At 70.5% G+C, this 18,970-nt stretch carries 12 protein-coding genes and 1 riboswitch; of the genes, 11 read left to right on the plus strand and 1 reads right to left on the minus strand.

Translation table 11 applies throughout. The features are described from left to right. Nucleotides 1–84 precede the first annotated feature (84 nt). The 5 genes from RV986_RS50170 (at nucleotide 85) to RV986_RS50190 (ending at nucleotide 5,252) form a co-directional block, all read left to right on the plus strand. A complete protein-coding gene (locus RV986_RS50170; RefSeq protein ID WP_475923778.1) occupies nucleotides 85–957 on the plus strand; it encodes a methylenetetrahydrofolate reductase in 873 nt (290 codons plus the stop codon). Further along, entirely contained in the window at nucleotides 954–1,859 is a 906-nt protein-coding gene (purU, locus tag RV986_RS50175) for a formyltetrahydrofolate deformylase (protein WP_475923779.1), read from the plus strand. The genes RV986_RS50170 and purU overlap by 4 nt, the downstream gene beginning before the upstream one ends. Nucleotides 1,860–2,119: 260 nt before the next feature. Next, a complete protein-coding gene (locus RV986_RS50180) occupies nucleotides 2,120–2,989 on the plus strand; it encodes a bifunctional 5,10-methylenetetrahydrofolate dehydrogenase/5,10-methenyltetrahydrofolate cyclohydrolase (RefSeq protein ID WP_475923780.1) in 870 nt (289 codons plus the stop codon). Nucleotides 2,990–3,048: 59 nt separating this feature from the next. Then, complete coding sequence (locus RV986_RS50185; protein WP_475923781.1) at nucleotides 3,049–4,077, plus strand: chorismate-binding protein; 1,029 nt, start codon at nucleotides 3,049–3,051, stop codon at nucleotides 4,075–4,077. Nucleotides 4,078–4,325: 248 nt separating this feature from the next. Beyond that, entirely contained in the window at nucleotides 4,326–5,252 is a 927-nt protein-coding gene (locus tag RV986_RS50190; RefSeq protein WP_475923782.1) for a LacI family DNA-binding transcriptional regulator, read from the plus strand. An 84-nt stretch (nucleotides 5,253–5,336) separates the two neighbouring features. On the opposite strand, the gene RV986_RS50195 is transcribed toward RV986_RS50190, so the two are convergent. Further along, the gene (locus RV986_RS50195) at nucleotides 5,337–5,834 is read right to left on the minus strand and encodes a MarR family winged helix-turn-helix transcriptional regulator (RefSeq protein ID WP_475923783.1); all 498 of its coding nucleotides are present in this window, start codon (nucleotides 5,832–5,834) and stop codon (nucleotides 5,337–5,339) included. Between the two features lie 138 nt (nucleotides 5,835–5,972). Here RV986_RS50195 and RV986_RS50200 point away from each other — a divergent pair, with 138 nt between their 5' ends. The 6 genes from RV986_RS50200 (at nucleotide 5,973) to RV986_RS50225 (ending at nucleotide 18,945) form a co-directional block, all read left to right on the plus strand. Next, on the plus strand, nucleotides 5,973–7,313 hold the full coding sequence (locus RV986_RS50200; protein ID WP_475923784.1) for an aminomethyl transferase family protein: 1,341 nt from the start codon (nucleotides 5,973–5,975) through the stop codon (nucleotides 7,311–7,313). A gap of 303 nt (nucleotides 7,314–7,616) precedes the next feature. Then, the gene (locus tag RV986_RS50205; RefSeq protein ID WP_475923785.1) at nucleotides 7,617–8,144 is read left to right on the plus strand and encodes a hypothetical protein; all 528 of its coding nucleotides are present in this window, start codon (nucleotides 7,617–7,619) and stop codon (nucleotides 8,142–8,144) included. A gap of 149 nt (nucleotides 8,145–8,293) precedes the next feature. Further along, a riboswitch (cobalamin riboswitch) is annotated at nucleotides 8,294–8,447 on the plus strand. Nucleotides 8,448–8,522: 75 nt separating this feature from the next. Beyond that, nucleotides 8,523–9,305 (plus strand): hypothetical protein, encoded by a 783-nt coding sequence (locus RV986_RS50210; RefSeq protein ID WP_475924702.1) that lies wholly within the window; start codon nucleotides 8,523–8,525, stop codon nucleotides 9,303–9,305. A 301-nt stretch (nucleotides 9,306–9,606) separates the two neighbouring features. Then, complete coding sequence (locus RV986_RS50215) at nucleotides 9,607–12,165, plus strand: glycoside hydrolase family 127 protein (RefSeq protein ID WP_475923786.1); 2,559 nt, start codon at nucleotides 9,607–9,609, stop codon at nucleotides 12,163–12,165. Between the two features lie 100 nt (nucleotides 12,166–12,265). After that, a complete protein-coding gene (locus tag RV986_RS50220; protein ID WP_475923787.1) occupies nucleotides 12,266–15,649 on the plus strand; it encodes a glycosylhydrolase-like jelly roll fold domain-containing protein in 3,384 nt (1,127 codons plus the stop codon). A 47-nt stretch (nucleotides 15,650–15,696) separates the two neighbouring features. Then, on the plus strand, nucleotides 15,697–18,945 hold the full coding sequence (locus RV986_RS50225; RefSeq protein ID WP_475923788.1) for a family 78 glycoside hydrolase catalytic domain: 3,249 nt from the start codon (nucleotides 15,697–15,699) through the stop codon (nucleotides 18,943–18,945). The last annotated feature ends 25 nt before the right edge of the window (nucleotides 18,946–18,970 follow it).

Below are 18,970 nucleotides of genomic sequence, written 5' to 3' on the forward strand. Positions count from 1 at the left end.
CCAGGCCGTCGTCCCTCACCTCGGCGGTGCCGCGGGCGCGCCCCAGGACTTGGAACCGCAGACGAGAAAGCGAGACGAAGAACGATGAATCCCGCGAGCACGGTACGCACAGCGGTCGGTACCTCGCTGCTTGAGGACTTCTCCCTGGAGATGACCGGGAAGGACGTTCCCAAACTGGAGGAGGCCCGCGACACCATTCCCCAGGGCACCCGGATCAATGTCACCTTCCTCGGCAACGAGGACCTGCGGATGCGGCTGGACGCTGCGCGCGCGGTCAAGCGGCTCGGTTTCGTTCCCGTACCGCACATATCAGCCCGCCGCCTCGGGTCGCGCGCCGACTTCGAGCGGTTCCTGGCCGGTCTGCACGCCGACGGCACATCCGACAACGTGTTCGTCGTCGGTGGGGATCCGGCGCGTCCCGAGGGTCCCTTCGCCGATGCCCTGTCCCTGATCGACACGGGGCTGCTGCAGGAGTACGGCGTCCGCCATGTCGGTGTCAGCGGGTATCCGGAAGGACACCCCGAGATCGACGGCGGTCTGCTGTGGTCCGCGCTGCGGGACAAGCACGCGGCGCTGTCCGCGCAGCCCCTGGAGGGCGGCATCATCACGCAGTTCGGGTTCGACGTCGACGCGGTGCTCGCCTGGGTGGAGGAGGTCCGTCGCCAGGACATCGCGCTCCCGATCAGGATCGGGGTGCCCGGGCCGGCCGGAGTGCGCCGGCTCATGTCGTACGCCGCCCGGTTCGGCGTCGGCACCAGCGCCTCCGTCGTCAAGAAATACGGCTTCTCCCTGACCAACCTCATGGGCACCGCGGGACCGGACCGCTTCCTGCGCGACCTCGCCGCCTCCCACGACCCCGCCCGGCACGGCGAGTTGAAGATCCATTTCTATACGTTCGGCGGGCTCAAGGCCACCTCCGACTGGGCCACCCGCTTCCGGAAGGAGAGCCTGGCATGACCCTCACGCAAGACGCCCCGGCCCGCTCCGCCCCGAGCAAGCCGCCTGCCCAGCAGGCTTCGCTCATCGTGCAGGGCGCCGACGCCACGGGCATCGTCGCCGCCGTGGCATCCGTCCTCAGCAGCCACGGCGCGAACATCGTCTCCCTCGACCAGTACTCCGACAACCCGCAGGGCGGCGCCTTCTTCCAGCGCACCGTCTTCGGCCTCGACCACCTCCAGGCCGCGCTGCCCGACCTGCGAGCGGATCTCGACGAGCGCCTGGTGGGAGAGTTCGGACTGAGCTACACGCTGCGCGACCTGTCGGTGCCCAAGCGGGTCGCGATCTTCGCCTCGAAGTCCGACCACTGCCTGCTCGACCTGCTCTGGCGCCACCGCCAGGGCCAACTGCCCGTCGCCGTCTGCATGGTGATCTCCAACCACCCGGACGTGGCCGAGGAGGTGCGCAGTTTCGGCATCCCCTTCTTCCACGTCCCCTGCCAGGGCGCGGACAAGTCCGCTGCGGAGGCGGAACACCTGCGGCTGCTCAAGGGCAACGTCGACTTCGTCGTCCTGGCCCGCTACATGCAGATCCTCTCCCGTGACTTCATCGAGGATGTCGGCGTTCCGGTCATCAACATCCACCACTCCTTCCTGCCCGCCTTCATCGGCGCCGGACCGTACGCCAAGGCGAAGGAGCGGGGCGTGAAACTGGTCGGAGCCACCGCCCACTACGTCACCGAGAACCTCGACGAGGGCCCGATCATCGAGCAGGACGTCGTCCGCGTCACCCACGCCCACACCGCCGCCGACCTCACCCGTCGCGGCGCCGACGTAGAACGCGCGGTGCTCTCCCGCGCCGTGTTGTGGCACGCCGAGGACCGGGTCATCCGCGACGGCAACCACACCATCGTCTTCGCCTGACGGCGAGACGGCTCGTCGACTCCCACCGACAGGAAAACGCCCGGTGCAGGGATAGACGGTCTTGTCGTGCGCCACACCCCCAAGCGACCGAGCCGGCCGCCGCGACGGCGCCGCGCGTGTGCCATCGCGCGGCGACCGCAGCGACGACCGGCGGCCGGCTCGGTCCAGGCGCCGTACAGCCGCGGTCACACCGACCGCACGCAGCACACCTCTCTCACCCGGGCGAATCGTTCCTCACGACAAGAAAGCGGTTCGCCACCATGACAACCAGGATCGACGGCACCGGGATCGCCCGACGCATCCGTTCGCAGGTCGCCGAAGAGGTCGCCGCGGCGGCGGCCACCGGTTCGGGGAGAATCCCCGGACTGGCTACCGTCCTCGTCGGCGACGATCCGGCCAGCGCCGTGTACGTCGCCGCCAAACGGCGCGCCATCAAGGAAGCCGGTATGCGCGACTTCCACCGCCACCTGCCCCAGCACGCCACCCACGACGACGTGGCCGCCGTCCTGGACGAACTGGCCGCCGACCCGGAGGTCTCCGGCATCCTGCTCCAACTTCCCTTGCCCCCGCAGCTCGACGCGGCCACGCTGATCGACCGCATCCCCGTCACCAAGGACGTCGACGGCCTCACGACCGCCAGCCTCGGTCTCCTGGCCCGCGGGGAGCGGGGGCTGCGCCCCTGCACGCCCAGTGGCGTCATCGAACTGCTCGACGCCGAGGGCATTTTGCTCAAGGGCGCGAACGTCGCGGTGGTCGGCTGGGGGGAGCTCGTCGGCAAGCCCTTGACCCACCTGCTGCTGCGGCGCGGGGCGACCGTGTCCGTGGCGCACGAGTTCACCGTCGACCTCGCGGCGGTGACCCGGCCCGCCGACATCGTCGTGGTCGCCACGGGGGTCTGCGGGCTCATCGGCCCCGAGCACGTCCGGACCGGCGCCGTCGTGATAGACGTCGGCATCCATCGGACGCCTGCGGGCCTGACCGGTGACGTTCGTTCCGACGAGCTCGACGGTATCGCCGGTCGTATCACCCCCGTCCCCGGCGGCGTGGGCCCCATGACCATCGCCATGCTCATGGTCAACACACTGCGTGCCGCTCAATGGAATGCCGAACCCGAGGCCGTCGCCGCTTGAGGGCTCGACGGGACAGGGGTTCGACAGTGGCCGGCCGCTCGCGGCAAAGGAGGTTCGGAATGGACCAGTTGCCTCCCCTGGCACTGCTCGGCGGACATCTGGCCACCGGTCTCGTGGACGTCACCAGCGACCCGTCGGCGCTGGACTCCCAGGGCTTCTGGGCCGTGGCAGCGGACTTCGAGGGGCACCTGACGTGCGCCCGCTTCCGCGACGTACGACGGGTGGACGACCGCCGTGCCCCTACGGCGCCGTGGCGCGGCCCGCGTGCCGACACATGGACCTCCTCGCTCGACCGCCTCGCCTACACGAACGGAGTGACACGCATCCGCGAGCACATCGCCGCCGGTGAGGTCTACCAGGCCAACCTCTGCCGGGTGCTGTCCGCTCCCCTCGCGCCGGAAGCCGACGTCATGGCACTCTCCGGACGGCTGGCACGCCACAATCCCGCACCGTACGCGGGCGTCATCCGCCTCCCGCGGTACGAGGTGGAAGTGGCCACCGCATCCCCCGAACTCTTCCTGCGGCGTGACCGCGGCGACGTGACGTCGGGCCCCATCAAGGGAACCGGCCGCACCGAGGCGGATCTGCTGGAGAAGGACCACGCGGAGAACGTGATGATCGTCGACCTGGTCCGCAACGACCTCGGCCGCGTCTGTGTCCCCGGTTCCGTGACCGTGCCCGACCTGTGCGCCGTCGAGAAACATCCGGGGCTCGTGCACCTCGTGTCCACGGTGCGAGGGCGACTGCGCGAAGGCGTGGGCTGGCCCGAGCTGCTGACGGCGACGTTCCCGCCGGGTTCGGTCACGGGGGCGCCCAAGGAGAGCGCCCTGCGGATCATCGAAGCGTTGGAGACCGCGCCCCGCGGTCCCTACTGCGGTGGAATCGGCTGGGTCGACGCCGACCGTGGACGCGGCGAACTGGCCGTCGGCATCCGCACCTTCTGGATCGACCGTGCCGAAGGGCACCTGAAGTTCGGTACGGGAGCGGGCATCACCTGGGGCTCGGAGCCCGAGCGCGAATGGCAGGAGACCGAACTGAAGGCACATCGACTGCTGGCCATAGCGAGCGGAGGTTCGACATGCCCGTAGAGGGAGCGGCGCCCCGTTGTCACGGCGGAGCTGCGCGATGTGCGCAGACGCAGTGTCGCGACAGGCTCGCCGGCCGTACGGGATTCCGCGGGCCGGTCGAGACGCGTCCTCGCCTGGAGAACTGAAACGATCTAGCGCGTAGAGTGAACTCCACACGCTTCAACGTTCTGCGGGCCGGAAGCCACTTTCGGCGATACCTGCGCGCGGGGTGTGGGGCGTGCGAGGCCGGCGAAGGGGAGTGTGTCGACATGGGCCGTTCGGGCCGGGTGACGTTGAGCGACGTGGCCAAGGCGTCCGGAGTGTCGCGGGCGACGGTGAGCTTCGTGCTGAACGACGACCCACGGCAGACGATCTCCGCGGCCACCCGGGAGCGGGTCGTGGAGGCCGCTCAGGACCTCGGATACGTCCCGCACGGGATCGCCCGCGCGCTGCGCGAGGGGTCTTCGCGCATCGTCGTGCTCAACGTCGACTGGGGCATGGAGGGCAACTTCTCCCGGAGTTACGTCCGGGGCCTGGACGAGGAACTGGCCGAACACGACCACATCCTTCTGGTCCGCCACGGGCACGCGATCCCGGAGGCCACGCAGAAGGTCCTGGACACCATCGCGCCGCGGGCGGTGCTGCGGCTCGGCGAGGTCTACATGCAGGGACACGAACCGACCGAGGAGGACTGGGAGAACGGGTTCGCCGCCAACGCCGCGCTGCAGATCGGCTACCTCGCCGAACGGGGGCACACCCGGATCGCGATGGCGATGCCCGACCATGACTTCCCGCTGACCGAGGCCCGGCTCGGATTCGCCCAGGAGGCCGCCCGGCGTCGGGGACTTCCGCCTTTGGAGCGCTTCGTCGTGCCGAGGCCGCGGGAGGCCGGTGCGGCCGCCGTCGAGGCGTTCCTGGCGGCCCACGGGGACGTGACCGCGCTGGCCGCCTTCGACGACGACATCGCACTGCGCAGCCTCACGGCCCTTCTGGACCTCGGGCTGCGGGTGCCCGAGGACGTGGCCGCGATCGGCTTCGACGAGACCGAGCACGGCTCCCTGTCCACACCCGCGCTCACCACCGTCCACATCGACGCCGAAGTCCTCGGACGGGTCGCCGCCCGCAACGCCCTGGGCATCGACACCGGGGGTCTGGCACCCGTGCCCGGCCGGATCGTGGTACGCGCGTCGGCGTGACCGCCGCAGGCCCGCCGCTGTGAGGACGCCACGCGGCTGACGAGCCGTTGTGGCGCGCCCCGAAGCGCGGTCCGTGGCCGTCGCTCACGGGGTGGTGCGGACCACCGGCCACATCGTCGCGTACGTGGGATCCTCCCCCTCCAGCGCGACGAGCAGCTTCCGGAGCTGTCCGATGATCTCGTCCTTCTCCCCGTCACCCAGGATCTCGGCGAGTACGCCATCGACCGCGGCGATGCGGGTCCGGCCGTCCGCGACGCCGGCGAGGCCCGTTTCGGTGAGTTCGTGGAGGATGACGCGTTTGTGCACGGGATGCGGCAGCCGTCGGACCCACCCGAGGCGTTCGAGCTGCGAGAGCGCTGTCGTCACGCTCTGCGGCGTGATGTGAAAGCGCCGTGACAGGTCCGAGGCGGACATCAGGCCGAGTTCGTCGAGGTGAACGGCGAGACCGAGCTGGGTCACCGTGACGTCGAGTCCGTCGAGTGCGCTCTGGAGGCGGCCGTGCACGGCTTGCTGCGTTCGCCACAGTACGTGGGGCAGCCCGTCCTGCCATGCGGGACCCGTTCTGTCCTTCGCCGAAGACATCGTCACCCTCCGTTCGTGCGGGACACCATTATCCGCCCGAAGTCATTGTTTCAGACATCTTCAAACATTCCAGCTGCCTGTTATACGCTCTCGGGGCACGGCGATGAGGCTGTGCGCTCATGACCCGAGAGGAATCCCATGCCCAGTCTCGAAGAAGAGATCAACAAGGCCGGAGGAGCGCTCGCCCTGCTCCGCCAGGGGCGCTCCGGGGCGTACCCGTTCCCGATAAAGCCCGAGTTCAGCAACTGGCGTGACGAGCAGGAGGCTTGGCGCAACAGTGCGGCACTGATGGACCTGTCGCACCACATGACGGACCTCGTCGTGCAGGGGCCCGACACATACAGGCTGCTCGAACACCTCGGGGCGAACAGTTTCCAGGGCTTCGGCCCCGGCAGCGCCAAGCAGCTCATCGCGGTCCGTCCCGACGGCTACATGATCGGCGACTCGATCCTGTTCTGCGTCGGCGACCACCACGTCCGGATCGTCGGCCGTCCGCCGGCCCTCAACTGGGTCCAGTTCAACGCGGCCACCGGCGACTGGGACGTCACCGTCCGCCGGGACGAGCGCACTGTGAACAACCCGAAGGGCCGGGAACTGTTCCGGCTCCAGTTGCAGGGCCCGCACGCCGAGGCGATCTTCGAGAAGGTCAACGGCGGCCCGATGCCCGACATCCCGTTCTTCACCATGGGCCGCTTCAGCGTAGGCCCGCACGAGGTCACCGCGCTCAACCACCGGATGTCCGGCTTCCCGGGCTACGAGTTCACCGGGCCGTACGCGGACATCGAGTCGGTGCGCGACACCATCGTGGAGGCCGGTGCCGAGTACGGCCTGCGCCAGATCGGTGCCCGCGCCTACGCGTCGGTCGCCACCGAGTCGGGCTGGATCGCCAACACCCTGCCCGCGACCTACTCCGGCGAGGACATGAAGGCGTTCCGCGAGTGGCACTCGGCGCGCTCGTTCGAGGGCAACCTCGCGCTCGGCGGCAGCTACGTCGCCGACCGGATCGAGGACTACTACACCACCCCGTGGGACCTCGGCTACGGCCACATCCTCAAGTTCGACCACGACTTCGTCGGGCGCGCGGGACTTGAGGCGATCAAGGACCAGCCGCACCGCCGCAAGGCCTGGGTGCTCTGGGACCGCGACGACGTCGCGAAGATCTTCGCGAGCATGTACGAGCAGGGCGACCAGCGCTTCAAGTACATGGAGATGCCTGCGGCCTTCTACACCGCCTGTCAGTTCGACCGTGTGGAGAAGGACGGCGAACTCGTCGGAGCGGCGATGCTGACCTCGTACTCCGCGAACGTACGCGGCTGGATCTCGCTCGGCACGATCGACCCGGCGGCCGCGGCCGGCGACCAGGTGGAGATCGTGTGGGGCGAGCCGAACGGCGGCTCGCCGAACCCGGCCGTCGAACGCCACGCCCAGACGCGCGTGCGCGGAACGGTCATGGCGCGTCCGTTCGCCAAGAAGCACTGACCGGGCAGCCGACCGGCCGGAAAGAGGCAGGGCGACGGCCGCCTCGACTCCGCAGGACGGCATCGATCAGGCGGGCTCACCGGTTCAGCTGCTGCGGCAGCGCGAGGACCGGTACGTGCTGAGTGGAGTGCCGCCGGATCTGTTCCTCTCCTGCACGAGCGGGAGCGGGAGATCACCGACACGCTGGTGGAACTGGCGGTGCGGCAGCCGACAACGCGCCGTCCCACCCGCTTCACCCCGTCAACTCCCCTTCATATGCTGCTACTTGCCCGCATCCAGCGTGGCAGGGACAGGGGGACCACCGTGGCGCATCCGACCGGAGCCGATGGGCTGGGACCATTGATCGGCGAGTACGGATACGACTGGGAGCGGGCCCGGCGCGGCGCTGTCGGCTGGCTTGTGGTCGGCGTGCTGGGCACCGTCGTCGGCATCCCTCTGGTCATCAGTTACGCCGGCGACGCCGGAAGCGGCGGCTCCAGCCCACTGCCCGGCATCGTGATCGGCCTGGGCCTGGTCGGGCTCGCCGTCGGCGGCACCCTGCTGGCCCGCAGCATCACCCGCCGACGGGAGGTCTTCCGCCTCTACCAGGGCGGCCTGGTGCACCAGCGGGCCGACGCCGAACGTGTCCTGGTCTGGCAGGACATCGCCCGGGTGGACTACGACGAGAACGACCGGGCCGCCGCCCGGTTCGCGGGCACCGATGTGCGCTGCCTGATCCACCTCAGAGCCGGCGGCCGAATCCGCGTCACCGGCTACCACGACAACGCCCACCGGCTGGGCAGCACCCTGTGGCGTGCCATCGCCAAGAACGAACCCCCGGCCGCTCCCTGACCGCCCCTGGAGGACGGTACCGCGTGTCTCGTTCTGTGGCGCGGCCCGCCGTCGCTGTCGGGATGTCCGACGTCAGGGCGTACCCCGAGACGGGAGCCAGTGCCTGATCTTGGTAGTCCGCCGAAGCCAGTCGTGCCACATCCGAGGCCAGGGAATCCGGTGGAAATCCGGAACTGACGTGCAGCGGTGAGGGGGACGGGCGGGGCACTCGACGCCACTGGAGCGAGGCGGGCCGGCCGAAGGAGCCGGTGCGCAACGCGCCGGGAAGGCGCTCCGTCCGGACGAACCCGGGTCCGAAGACCTGCCGGCGCCTCCCCGCCACGAGCGAGGAGGACCTCCATGGGCCAGGCTCCGCGTTCGAGCCCCGACAGGCAGGGCATGCCCGTGCTGCGTACCGTTCCCGTCCCTCTCCGCCGTACCGCGGCCCTCCTCCTGGCGCCCGCCCTGCTGCTGACCGCCTGTGGCGGTTCCAAGGGGGAACACGCCGACGACGAGGCGGCCGAGTCGGCCGCAGGCTTCCCGCTCTCCCTCGGCCTCGCCGACCACATGGCCGGCACCGCCACCTGGACCGACCCGGTGCTGAAGGGCCTGGAGAAGGCGAACGCGTCCGTGTCGCGCCTGGCCGACAACGCCCCCTCCTTCGCAAAGGTCCTCGACGCCGAACCCGACCTCGTCACCGCCTCGTTCGTCTCGACCCTCGGCACGGGCGGCGTCGCCACCCGCGAGCAGTTCGAGAAACTGGGCGTGCCCACGTACGTCTCCCCGGCCGACTGCGCCGCCGGCCGGACCGTCGCCGAGGGCAGCCCCGCCGACGTCCTCACCCCCGCCCTCATCAAGGACGTGTACGGCGTCCGCGCCGAGGTCGTCCACGCCCCCGGCCATCCTGTGATCCGCTTCCTGCGCTCGGAAAGTCGGGCACCGCACCGGCGGGTCCGACCGAGCCCGGCCCACCGCGGATCGACCGGAACCGCGGCACTTTCGCGACACACCCGGCAGGACACCGTCCGCTTCAGCCGGGACGGTCGTTGCTGGTGTGACCGATGTTCCCGGCAGCAACGAGTGATGTGCGTCAAGGCGGTGCTCCCCGGGGGCGACACCGCCTTCGACGTGCGGCAGCGGATCGTCCATGACGTGCAGCAGTGCACTCGGCCATTGCTTTGAACGATTCAAAAACCCTGCCCTGTCTGGGACTCTGCTCAGCAGACGCCGTTCCGGTAGGGGTGATTGCGCCTCACCAAAAGCGCCCTTTTGTGGTGAACATTGACGGTAGCGGCCTTCCGTGTGTGAACCCTTGACGCTCGCGATGTGCACACCTACCGTCTCCGGCGGACGATGTAAAACGATTCAAGTCACCGAAGTACGCGACTTCTGCCGTCAGTTGAGCCCGTAGTCCTCCGCCGTCGCGCCTGCCCTCGCATCCGTGCCCGGAGGCACTCCCCCTGCCCGGAAGGAGCATGGCGCCTTGTCCGCACCGCGCGACACGCCCCGCCCGTCCCGACGCCAGATCCTCGTCGCCGCATCCGTCGCGGCAGCCGCCGCCTCGCCGACCCCGCAGACGGCCCGCGCCGCCACGGCCGGACGGCGGCCGGCTCTCGTCCCCTTCCCGTCGGCCGATGTCCGGCTGCTGGAGAGCCCGTTCCTCGCCAACATGCGGCGCACCTGCACGTATGTGCTCTTCGTCGACGCCGACCGGCTGCTGCACACCTTCCGTCTGAACGTGGGACTGCCCTCTTCGGCCGAGCCGTGCGGGGGATGGGAGGCGCCGGGGATCCAGTTACGCGGCCACACCACCGGGCACCTGCTCAGTGCGCTGGCCCAGGCGCACGCCCATACCGGCGACGACGCCTACGCGGCCAAGGGCCGTTCGATCGTGTCGGTGCTGGCCCAGTGCCAGCAGTCCGCCGAGGCCGCCGGCTACCACCGCGGCTACCTGTCCGCCTTCCCCGAGTCCGTCTTCGACCAGCTCGAAGCCGGGGGCAAGCCCTGGGCGCCGTACTACACCCTCCACAAGATCATGGCGGGCCTGCTCGACCAGTACGAACTGAGCGCCAATGAGCAGGCGTTGGCCGTGCTGCTGGACATGGCGGCCTGGGTGGACGCCCGCACCGCACCGCTCTCCCGCGAGCTGATGCAGACGGTGCTGAACGTGGAATTCGGCGGCATGAACGACGTACTCGCCCGCCTTCATCTGCTGACCGGTGACCCGGCGCACCTCCGCACCGCCCGGCGGTTCGACCACGAGGCGCTGTACGCCCCACTGGCCGCCGGCCGGGACGAACTCGCGGGGCACCACGCCAACACCGAGATCGCCAAGACAGTGGGAGCGGTACCGAGCTACGAGGCCACGGGTGAGAGCCGCTACCTCGACATCGCCGACCACTTCTGGACGACGGTCGTACGGGACCACTCGTACGCCATCGGGGGCAACTCGAACCAGGAGCTGTTCGGGCCGCCGGGCGAGATCGTCAGCCGGCTGTCCGAGGTGACCTGCGAGAACTGCAACAGCTACAACATGCTCAAGCTGGGCCGGCAACTGTTCCTGCACCGTCCCTCCCGCGCCGAGCACATGGACCACCACGAGTGGACGCTCTACAACCAGATGCTCGGCGAACAGGACCCCGACTCCGCGCACGGATTCGTCACCTACTACACCGGGTTGTGGGCGGGTTCGGAGCGGCAGCCCAAGGGCGGCCTGGGTGCCGCGCCCGGCAGCTACAGCGGGGACTACGACAACTTCTCCTGCGACCACGGGACCGGTCTGGAGACGCACACCAAGTTCGCCGACAGCATCTACTTCCGCACCCGCGGCACCGGTACACGTGGTCCTTCGCTGTACGTCAACCTGTTCATCCCCTCCGAACTGCACTGGCGGGAAACCGGAGTGACGGTCGTTCAGGAGACGTCGTATCCCACGAGCGACCGCACCCGTCTCACCGTCACCGGGGGAGACGCACGCTTCACGCTGAGGATGCGTGTCCCCGGCTGGGTGGCGGACACCGGCAGACCCGCCGTGCTCAAGGTCGACGACCGGCACTACCCGGCCAGGCTGGAGCCGGGGACGTACGCCACGGTGGAACGGCGCTGGCGCTCGGGGGACACCGTGGAGCTCGTGCTGCCCCGCGAGCCCGTCTGGAAGGCCGCGCCCGACAATCCGCAGGTGAAGTCACTGTCGTACGGCCCCTTGGTCCTCGCGGGGGAGTACGGCGACACCCCGCTCGCCGTCCTCCCCTCGATCCGGCCGGACACCCTGCGCCCCTCGCCCGGCACTGCCACGGCCTTCACCGCACTCGCCGACGACCGCCGCGTGTCACTGCGACCGTTCCACGAAGTGCACCATCAGCGGTACAACGTGTACTGGGCCGTGCGGCCGCGCCCCGCACACGAACGGGACATCGCCCGCTACCCCTTCGACGAGGGGAACGGCATCTCGGCCACCGACCGTACCGGCACCTTCCCCGACGCGACGCTCGTCGGCGGCGCCACCTGGGCCGAAGACGACGGTGTGCGCTCGGTGTCCCTCGACGGACAGGGCGGCCATGTCGCGCTCCCCGCCGGTCTGCCGAGCGGGCTCGACGAACTGACCGTCAGCGTACGGGTGCGCGTGGACACCCTGGTCGCCTCCGCCCGCGTCTTCGACCTGGGATTCCACAAGGAGACCTATCTGTTCCTGGCGGCCACCACCGGCGCCGGGCGGGCCAGGGCCGCTCTGAAGATCGCCGGAATGCAGGCCGAGGACTTCGTCGACGCGGCCGCCCCGCTTCCCGTCGGCCGGTGGACCCATGTGACCCTCACCCTTGCCGGCGGCAGCGGCGGCACCGGCGTCCTGTACGTCGACGGCGCCGAATCCGGCCGCAACCCCGCCATGGTGGCGAGCCCGCTGCTGCTCGGCGCGAGCACCCGCAACTACCTGGGCCGCTCGCAGAACACCACCCACCCGTATCTGCACGGCGCCGTCCGCGACTTCCGCCTGCACAACCGGGCCCTGACCGCGTCCGAGGTGGCGCGCCTGGCCGCCGGCTGACCGGCATCCAGCCCCCGGCATCCTCCCGTACGCCCGCTGTCGTTCAGCCGTTCCGTCCGGTGCGCGCCTCGGCGCCCGCCACCCCCGCAGGAGTTCACCCATGCCTCACAACGACCTGTCCCGACGCCGCTTCGTGGTCGCGGCCGGTGCCGCGGGCACCGTACTCGCGATGGGACCCCCCGATCCCGCCCGAGCCGCCGAATCCGCCACGAGCGCCGAACCCGGCTTTCTCGCACGGCACTTCGCCGATCCCCGCAAGGACAGCAGACCGACCGTCTACTGGTACTGGAACGGACCCGTCACCCCCGAACTGGTGGACCGTCAGATGGCGGAGCTGCGGTCCAAGGGCATGTACGAAGTGGTGCTCTTCCCGTTCGACAACGCCGAGATGCAGCCGGTGTTCTTCACCGAGGAGTGGTTCGACATCGTCGGACACGTACTGCGCACGGCGGAACGGACCGGCATGCGGGTGTGGCTGTTCAACGACGACCACTTCCCCAGCGGCCGGGCGGGCGAGTACGTCGTCAAGGGCGGCACGGTCGGCTCCCGCACCTACGCGCCACGGCCCGACCTGCGGCTGAAGGGGTTGTGGCGCTCGACCACCGTCGTGGCGGGACCCGTCACCGTCGACCTGCGCCGCAGCACCGGAGTGGGCGTGGAGGCCGGAAACCTGGTCGCCGACGCGGCGGTGCTCGACGGCGCCGCCGTACTGCGCGACGGCGACCGATGGACGGACTGCACCGTCACCGGCAGTGCCAAGGCCGACCACACCGCGGCCGGCCTCGTCGTCCGGGCCTCGTCCGACGGACTCGACGGTTACGCCGTCGCCTTCGACCAGACCGGAGTCGTCACCGTCCTGCGGCTGGCCCGCGGGGCCGACCCCGTCGAACTGCTGCGCAGCACCCGGACCGACGGCTTCAACAAGACCAAGTTCCACACCGTGGCCGTCACCGTCCGCGCGACGACACTGTCCGTCACCCTGGACGGCAAGGACAAGGGCAGCGTCAGCGACGACCGGTACGCGGCCGGCGGGGCCGGCGTACGGGCCGTGGCCGACCAGCGTTCCCTGTGGGACAGCTTCACCGTCGCGGCGGCCGACGGCACCGCGCTGCACACCGCGACCTTCGACGACCCGGCCGCAGCGGGGGACTTCCCCGAACGGGCCCGCCTCGGCGACCGGGCCACGGCCGTCGCCGCCGCGGCCCGGCCGGCCGGTACCGCCGACGCCGCCGACGTGGTCGACCTGACCGGACGGCTGAGCGGCGACCACACCTGGCAGGTCCCCGCGGGCCGTTGGCAGATCGACCTGTTCGGAGGAGTCCCCCTTGTCGACGACACCCAGGGCTACAGCCGCAGTTACGTCGATCTGCTCGACGACGAGCCCGTCGAACTCTTCCTCGACATCGTGCCCGGCGAGTACCACCGCCGCTTCGGCCGCTACTTCGGCACGGTGGTGCCCGGATTCTGGGACGACGAGCCGTTCTTCGCCTCGGCCGAAGCGCACTTCCGGCGCCTGCCGTGGTCGCCCACGCTCGACAAGGCGCTGCGAGCGGTGAACGTCGAACCCGGGATCGCCTACGCCTGTGCCTTCGACGACCTGGGCCGCGACGGCAGGATCGCCCGCGGCCGCTACTGGCGAGCCGTGTCCAACCGCTTCGCCCGCTACTTCCGGAAACAGGCCCGCTGGTACGAGCAGCGGGACGTCGCCCTGATCACCAACCCCCTCTACGACGAGACGGCCCCCGCCAAGCGCATCCCGTCCACCGGGGACCTGCACAAGGTCAACCAGTGGGCCCAGGTTCCCGGTGGCGACATCATCACCGCCGAGTACGTGGCAGGCCGGCCCACCATGATCCCCCGTAACCCCGCGTCCGTCGCCCACCAGATGGGCCGGGAGCGGGCCCTGCTGGAGATGTTCGGCAACATGGGCTGGCAGGTCACGCCCGGCTTCGTGCACGCGACCGTCGGCGCGCAGGCCACCCGGGGCATCAACCTGACCGTCCTGCACGCCCTGTGGACCGACGAGACGCTCGTCTACTTCCCGCCGCCCTTCGGCCCGCGCGCCCCCTGGTGGTGGGCGATGCGACCGCTCGCCGAGTGGATCGGCCGGGTGATGGAAGCCGGTCGCGGAACGTCCGGGGCCCGCACCGCGATCCTGCAGCCGCAGCGTGCGGCCGAGCAGTGGACCGGCACCGACCGGCAGGGCGAGGTCGACAGCGCGCTCGCCGACGCCGCCTACGCGCTGGAGCGTGCCCAGGTCGACTTCGACCTCGTCCACGAGGGCGCGCTCTCCGGCGACCCGGACCTGTTGTGTCATGCCGAGGCGCGGGGCGGCCGGCTGACCGTGGGCGCGGGCCGCTACGACCTGGTGGTGCTGCCTGCCACACCGACCCTGGACGTGGCTTCCGTACGCACGCTGGCGGAGTTCGCGCACGCCGGGGGAACCGTCGTCGCGGTCGGCTCCCTCACCGCCGACGAGGCGGACGGCAAGGACCGGTCCCTCGCACGCGCCCTGACGGACCTGTTCGGCGAGCGGGTGCCGGGCGACCGAACCGTGGGCCGGGGGCGTGCGGTACGGGTCGCCGACACCACGGGACTGCGCGCCGCGACCCACGAGGCGGCGGTGGCCGCCGCCGTGCTGGAGCCCGCGCAGGACGCGGTGCGCGTGCTGCGTGTCCACCGGGGCACGGACACCGCCTTCCTCATCAACAACGAAGGCGGAACTCCTGTCGAGACCGTCGCCACACTCCCCGCCACCGGGGTCCCCGAGCTCTGGGAGCCCGCGACGGGCAACACCCGCATCGCACCGGTGCATCGCAGCAGCAGGAGCGGCATTCAGCTGCCCGTGAGCCTGGAGCCCTACCGGACGCTGATCGTCGTGGTACGCCACGACGCCCCGGCCGCCCCGCATCTGACGGCCTCGGCGCTGCCCGTCGTCGCGGTCGAGCGGCACGGCTCCGCCCTGCGGGTGACGGTGGAGGCCTCGGCCCCCGGCAGCCACCAGCTCACCGGAACCGACGGCACCCACACCTACCGCGGCGCGGTCCGCACGGACGACCCGCTCGAACCGGTCGGAGTGGACGGCGACTGGACCCTCACCCTGGACCGCGACGGGGCCACACCGATCACCGGCCCCCTGGGCAGCTGGACCGACCACGACCGCCTCTTCTCCGGCAGCGGCACCTACACCCGCGACATCGTTGTCGACTCCACCCTGCTCGACGGGCGTCGGGTACTGCTCGACCTCGGCGACGTCCGCGAGGTGGCGGCCGTCACCGTCAACGGCACCGAACTCCCGCCCCTGCTGTGGGCGCCGTGGAGCGTCGACGTCACCGGTCTGCTGAGGCCCGGACGCAACTCCCTCGCCGTCCGTGTCGCCAACACGCTCTCCAACGAACGCAACAAGCCGCTGCCGTCCGGGCTGCTCGGACCGGTGACCCTGCGATTCCGGCGGCACCTCACCGCCGACCTCGCACGCGTCTGACCAGCCCCCGAACCCTTCCCGACCCGCACGCACCGCAGGGAGCCCCCATGATCGGACCCCGTCTCCGAAGCCGACGGCGACAGCCCACGCTCGTTCTCCTCGCCGGGCTGACCGCGTTCGTCACCGTACTGGCCGGCGCCGTCACCGCCGATGCCACCTCCGGCACCATCACCCCGACCCGGCTGCGCACCCAGCACCTGAGCCGGGCCCTCGGCATCGACGACACCACGCCCGACCTCAGCTGGCAGACCACCGCCCGCGCCGCGAACACCCTCCAGTCCGCCTACCGCGTCCAGGCCGCCAGCACCCCGGAGCTGCTGCGCCATGGCCGCCCCGACCTGTGGGACTCGGGCAAGGTCCGCTCGACGCTGCCCGAGACGACGTACGCCGGCAAGGAACTCGGTTCCCGCACCCGTGTGTACTGGCGGGTCATGCTCTGGTCCTCGCCGGAGCAGCGTGACTCGGGCTGGAGCGACACCGCCGTCTTCGAGACCGGCCTGACCCGGCCGTCGGACTGGAACGCCGACTGGATCACCCATCCGGACTGGCGGCTCAGCGAGCGCGCCGTCGAACCCGTCGTCGTCAAGGTCCCCCGCACCACGGCTCGTTACGTACGCCTGGACGTCACCGAGCTCGGTCTGCCCCTGGCCGAGGACTTTCCCACCCGCACCTGGCGTGTCCAGCTCGGCGAGATCGACGTGCGCGACTCCGCCACCTCCACCACCGGCCTCGCCCACGGTGCCGCGGTGACCGCGTCGGAGAGCAACACCCTGCGCAAGACCTGGGAACCGGCCCTGGCCGTGGACGGCCTGCCCAACAGCGCACTGCAGACCGCGGCCGGATACGCGAGCGCCGCACACACCGGTGCGGACATCACCGACGCGCCGGTGGTCCTCACCCTCGACCTGAAAACGGCGAAGAGCTTCGACGAGGTGGCGCTCTACCCGCGCGCCGACGTCCTCACCCCCGACGGCCGTGTCCCGAACTTCCCGGTCGACTACGCCCTGTCGAGCGCCGACGCCGCGAACGGTCCCTTCACCACGCTCGCCCAGGTCGACGGCCAGAAACCGCCCGAGCCCTACCTGCCGGACGGACTGCCCCTGCTCACCGACGACTTCAAACTGCCCGGAAGGGTACGCGGCGCCCGGCTGTACATCGCCGGCCTCGGCATCTACGACGCCACCATCAACGGTGAGCCGGTGGGTGACGCCGTCCTGGAACCCGCCAACACCGACTACGCGGAACGCGTCCAGTACGCCACCTACGACATCACCGACCGGCTGCGAACCGGCGCCAACACCATCGGTGTCGCCCTGGGCAACGGCATGTCCAACGTCGTCAGCACCGCCGACCGCTACCGCAAGCTGTACGGCAACCTGAGTGACCCGAAACTGATCGCCCGGCTGGAAGTGACCCTGACCGACGGCAGCGTCCGCACCGTCACGAGTGGCGGCGACTGGCGTACCACGCTCGGACCCACCACCTCCTCCAACTGGTACGGCGGCGAGGACTACGACGCCCGTCGGGAGATCGCCCACTGGGACGAGCCGAGCGGCGACCGGCGCGGCTGGGACAGAGCGGTCACGGTACCGAGCCCCGGGAGCGCGCAGACCCCGTCCCGGCTCAGCGCACGCGAGACCGAACCCATCAAGGTCGTCGAGACCCTCAAGGGCAAGGAGGTCGACGGCGCGGCCAACAGCAGGGTCTTCGACCTGGGCCGCAACATCGCGGGCTGGCCGGAGATCACCGTCGGCACGCCCGCCGGAACCGCGATCCGCGTCTACCCGGCCGAAAGCCTGAAGGAAGGCCACGCGTTCCAGTCCATCAGCAACGTGGGCGCCCCCCTCTGGGACAGCTACACCACCCGCGGAGCCCGCAGCGAGACCTGGCACCCGACCTTCGGCTATCACGGCTTCCGCTACCTGGAACTCAAGGGCCTGCCCGACCGGGCGACGGTCACCGTGCGCGGCAGGGTGCTGCGCACCGACAACACCTCGGCGGGCGAGTTCCGCAGCTCCGACGCGCTCATCAACGACATCCACTCACTCATCCGGCGCGCCATCGAGGGGAACATGATGAGCGTCCTCACCGACTGCCCCAGCCGGGAGAAACTGGGCTGGCTGGAGCAGGACCAGCTCGTCTTCCCCGCGCTCGCGGACAACTACGACATGCGGTCCCATCTGCGCAAGATCGTCCGCGACATGGCGGACGCCCAGACGGAGGACGGGCTCATCCCCAGCACCGTGCCGGAGTACACCAGCCTGCCCGGCGCCTACCGCAACGACTCCAACTGGGGCGGCGCGTTCGTCCTCGTCCCCTGGCAGCTGTACACGACCTACGGGGACACGGACACACTGCTTACCTACTACCCGCGCATGCGGCAGTACGCCGACTTCCTGGAGCGGCAGGTGTCCGGCGGCATCCTCGACTACGGCCTGGGCGACTGGTTCACACCGGACCGTACGTTCCCGCGGGCGGTCGCCGGCACCTACGGCTACTGGCGGGTCGTCGACGCCCTCGCCCGGATCGCGACCGTCCTGGGCGACGGGGCGGCGGCCGACGCCTACCGGGCGAAGGCGGACGCCAGTGCGACGGCACTCGCCGCGAAGTACTACGACACCACCACCGGCACGTTCGGGGGCGGCGGCCAGGGAGCCGAGGCCCTGGCCCTGGACATGGGGGCGTACCCGGCGGGGGAGAAGGACCGCCTCATGGCCCACTTCACCACCGCCGTCCAGGACGCCGGCCACCACCTGTCGCTGGGCGAGATCTCCCTGCCGGCCGCCTTCCGTGTCCTGTCCACCGCGGGACGCGACGACATCGTCCACGAGATCGCCACCCGGACGACCAGCCCCAGCTACGGCTACCAGGTGCGCGCCGGCAACACCACGCTCGGCGAGTCCTGGGACGGTGGCCCCGGCCAGTCGCAGAACCACTTCATGCTCGGCGCCATCGACTCCTGGTTCACCACCCGGGTCGCCGGCATCGACCAGACTCCCGACTCGGTCGGCTATGCCGAGCTCCTCGTCGCCCCCGCGGTCGAGGGCGGCATGACCTCGGCGTCGGGCTCCTACCGCACTCCGTACGGCATCGCACGTACCGACTGGACGCGCGACCCCGGGCGGTTCCGGCTCACCGTGGACGTGCCCGCGGGCAGCACGGCGGAGGTGCACGTCCCCCTGTTCGACGGACACGCCGAGGCGCCTGCCGGAGCACGCCTGGTGCGTGACAGCGGGACCGAGGCGGTGTACGCGGTCGGCTCGGGCCGTTGGAGCTTCCGCTCGATCACTTCCTAGCGGGACCCGCGCCCACACTCCGCTT

The organism is Streptomyces sp. RLA012 (assembly GCF_056270325.1).